Annotated in this window: 3 protein-coding genes and 1 pseudogene; 3 read left to right on the top strand and 1 reads right to left on the bottom strand. The window is 68.0% G+C overall.

What is annotated here, in order from left to right:
• From ACP4IX_RS35960 to ACP4IX_RS35950, 3 genes and pseudogenes are all read left to right on the top strand, one after another.
• Nucleotides 1-777: Tn3 family transposase (locus ACP4IX_RS35960; RefSeq protein ID WP_426558816.1), on the top strand; the 777-nt coding region annotated here is incomplete at its 5' end.
• Between the two features lie 189 nt (nt 778-966).
• A pseudogene (locus ACP4IX_RS35955) lies at nt 967-1,305 on the top strand (PhzF family phenazine biosynthesis protein); the annotation flags it as partial.
• 26 nt (nt 1,306-1,331) lie between these two features.
• The gene (locus ACP4IX_RS35950) at nt 1,332-2,015 is read left to right on the top strand and encodes a maleylpyruvate isomerase family mycothiol-dependent enzyme (protein WP_426558814.1); all 684 of its coding nucleotides are present in this window, start codon (nt 1,332-1,334) and stop codon (nt 2,013-2,015) included.
• A 90-nt stretch (nt 2,016-2,105) separates the two neighbouring features.
• Here ACP4IX_RS35950 and ACP4IX_RS35945 read toward each other — a convergent pair.
• On the bottom strand, nt 2,106-3,480 hold a 1,375-nt coding region (locus ACP4IX_RS35945; RefSeq protein ID WP_426558812.1), incomplete at its 5' end, for a hypothetical protein.

Below are 3,480 nucleotides of genomic sequence, written 5' to 3'. Positions count from 1 at the left end.
AGCAGGCCCTCCATGCGGGTGCGCCGCTCGGAGACGTGGCCGAAGGCGTTGAGGAAGCCGGTCCAGCTCGGCTTCCGCTTCGCCCCGCACTTCCGCGACCTTTCCGACCAGCGGTTCTGGCGGGCCGAGCTGCCCGACGGCGAGGCATCGGCTTCCGGGTACGGGCCGCTGGAGGAGATCGCCCGCAACAAGGTCAACCTGAAGCGAATCGAGACCCACTGGCCAGACATGCTCCGGGTGGCCGGATCGCTGATCACCAACCAGGTCCGCGCCTACGACCTGCTGCGGATGTTCGGCCGCGAGGGCCACCCCACCCCGCTGGGCGCCGCATTCGCCGAGTACGGCCGCATCGACAAGACCATGCACCTGCTCGCCCTGGTCGACCCGGTCGACGATACGTACCGCCGACTGATGAACCGGCAGCTCACCGTGCAGGAGTCCCGCCACCGGCTCGCCCGCGCCATCTGCCACGGCGGCCGCGGCCAGATCCGCCAGGCGTACCGCGAGGGCCAGGAGGACCAGCTCGCCGCCCTCGGCCTGGTCGTCAACGCCGTCGTCCTGTGGAACACCCGCTACCTGGACGCCGCCGTGGCCCGGCTTCGCGCCGAGGGCCACGACATCAAGGACGAGGACGTCGCCCGGCTCTCCCCGCTCAAGGACCGGCACATCAACTTCCTGGGCCGCTACCTGTTCAACATCAAAGCCAGCAGCCCGGGTCAGGGCCTGCGCCCGCTGCGCGACCCGGACGCACCAGAAGACACCGACGACGAGGGATAAGACGCGCCATTCACCACCGACGATGACCACGGACGCTACGTGGGGCCCGCTTCGACCACTCAGCCAGGACGCCGCTACCTGACCGCGGTAAGTGCTGGTGCCGCGCCGCTGGCGCGGCCGAGGCGGCCATGACAGAGCGGCCTGGCTCCGTGAGCCAGGAGGCGAGGGCAACTGCCTTTGTTGACCTGTTTGAATGCCCGGGTGACCCCTGACATTCTCTTTCTCCGCGTCTTCTGCGACGCGAACGGCAACCACGGCAATGTCCTGGGCGTAGTGCGCGACGGCCGTGCCTTCCCAGGCGAGGAGTCCAGACAGGCCCTGGCCCGGGAACTGGGGCTCAGCGAAACCGTATTCATAGACGACGCTCACCGGGGCATCGTGGACATCTACACGCCAGGGGTGCGCCTCCCGTTTGCCGGGTACCCGCTCGTCGGCGTGGCCTGGCTCCTCGGCCTGGAGAGGTTGGAGCTTCCTGTGGGGAGCATCCCCGTCCGCCGTGCCGACGGATTCACGTGGATCAGTGCGCGAGCCGCCCGGTTGGTAGCGTCACCGGCATGAATCAAGATCGCGTGCTCGAAGCGTTTCGCCAGGAATCTGGGGCGCTCACTGATGCCATATCAGGACTGTCCGAAGCTGAGTGGAACCTCTCGACACGATGCACCCCGTGGACCGTACGCGACCTGCTCGGGCACGTGTGCGTCGTGATCGACTGGCTTCCGGGCATGCTGGACGCGCCAGCCCCGGGTGCGGCCACGATTTCCGCTGCGGATTACTACCGCCCGGACGACCGCTTTTCACCCCAGACCAACAGTGCCCGGATCGCTCTGGCTCAGGACCGAGCAGCAGAGCCGGCTGATGGTGCCGCCTTCGCCGAGGATTTCACCGCAACCTGGCAGCGGGTCGACCGGCTGTGCCGGGTCCAGCCGTCCAGCCGTACCGTCTGGACGCGTCATGGCGACGCCATGCTCTTGTCGGAGTTCCTGCTCACCCGAGTCGTCGAAGTCGCTGTCCACGGCCTCGACCTGGCTGATGCGCTCGGACGCGAACCCTGGCTCACCTCGTCAGCCGGTGACGCCGTGCTGGAGCTGCTTCTCGGCGCAGAGCAGATGGCGGCCGCCGACAAGTTGGGTTGGAGCCAGCCGCACTTCTTGCGCAAAGCTACCGGCCGTGAGCCGTTGGACGAAACAGAGGCCGCACAGATCGAACAGCTCGGCATCCGATGGCTCGCCCTGGGCTGACATCTGCGCTCCACTGCAACAAGATCATCCCGCGACGGCGCTCGGAGTGATTGCTGCCAACATTCAACAAACCTTGGCACCCTCAAGTGATCAACGCACCACCCACGGATGATCATGTGATCGTGGAGGCACAGGTGCGTGCCTACGGGTTTTCGCCGGCTCAGCAGGATGAAGTCTGGAGTCTCGGTTCGTCGCGGTGTTCATGTTGTCGGGGTTGTCAGACCAGGTCAGAAGCAGTTCCGCGAAGGGTCCGGGGACGGGTGAGGGTGGTTCGCCGAGCCGCAGGAGAACTCGGTCTCCGTTTTGGATGACGTCGTCGATGGTGAGGCGGACGACCCGGCTGCAGGGCTGCGCGTAGAGCAGGACGATGAGCGCGGCGACGCGGCTCCGCAGTGGCTGTCTGTCGTCGGTGAGGAGTTGGCCGAGCAGTTCCAGGCGTTCGTTCTGGGAGAGCGGTGTGCCCCGGCGGGTCGGGGGCGAGGGCAGTTGGAAGCGGCGGGTGAGCTTGTTCGTCTGGCACCACAGCAGGAACGGGCGGACGGTGTTGCGCCCGTGCTCGTTGTGCTCGACGTGCCAGAGGTCGATGTCGGTCTGGCGGCAGGTGGCGAGGTCCCGGCCGTGGCCGTCGAGCCAGCTCAGGAAGGCCGTCGCGTGCTTGATCTGATCTGCGGCGTACTTCCGGCTGCCGGGCGTGAGGGGCCTGCGGTCAGCGCGGGCTCGGAGTTTGGGCAGGACGTCCCAGGTCGCGAACCGGCGGACGATCTGCGTGTGTTCGGGGTCGTCGATGGCGGCGAGGTGGCCGACGAGCCAGCTTTCGACGAGGCATATCTGCTTGTCGATGAGGGGGAGGATGCCGCAGGCCATGAGGAGTTCGCGCAGGTGGGCGGCCGCTCGCCAGGGTCGGAGGGCGTGGAATGCCTCGTGCGTCAGCTCCACCTCCCCCTGGCCGAGGCGCCGCAGCAGGTCCTCGGCGGAGCCGGTCTTGTCCTTGCGGGTGTAGAGCCAGGTGAGGATGGACAGCGGCTTGTCCACGTTCAGCAGGGAGTCGGCCAGCGGGGCGAGGCCGGGGCGGATGCGGCCGGTGCCGTCGTCGAGGAGTTCGTCGAGTTTGTCGGCGAGGGTGCAGCGAGTGCAGAGCCGACGGCCGTGCAGCTTGTCCTCCTGGTCGCAGCGCGAGCAGCGGTAGGACATCATGAAGCCCGCGCAGTCCGGACAGATCGGGGCGTGGTCCCCGGGCCGCAGGCCGGGAAGTACGCGGTCTTCGCCGCAGCCGGGGCAGCGTCCGCGGACGCGCAGGGCCTTGTCGTGGCAGGTGCGGCAGGCATGTCCGTCGGGCCAGCGGGCGGCGAACCAGCCGGTGCGTCCGCAGCGTGCGCATGTCCGTGTGTGCCAGCGTTCGCGCTGCTCGATACCGCCCGCCAGGCGCGGCTTGACCTTGCCGCTGGCGGCAGGGTTGCACGATGAC

It is taken from the genome of Streptomyces sp. WG5 (assembly GCF_049974565.1).
GTDB lineage: Bacteria > Actinomycetota > Actinomycetes > Streptomycetales > Streptomycetaceae > Streptomyces.
This window is presented reverse-complemented; position numbering and strand designations above follow the sequence as displayed.

Excerpts from the sequence above, each read along its gene's own strand:
- ACP4IX_RS35950 (WP_426558814.1), top strand. The coding sequence starts at position 1,332 with ATGAATCAAGATCGCGTGCTCGAAGCGTTTCGCCAGGAATCTGGGGCG.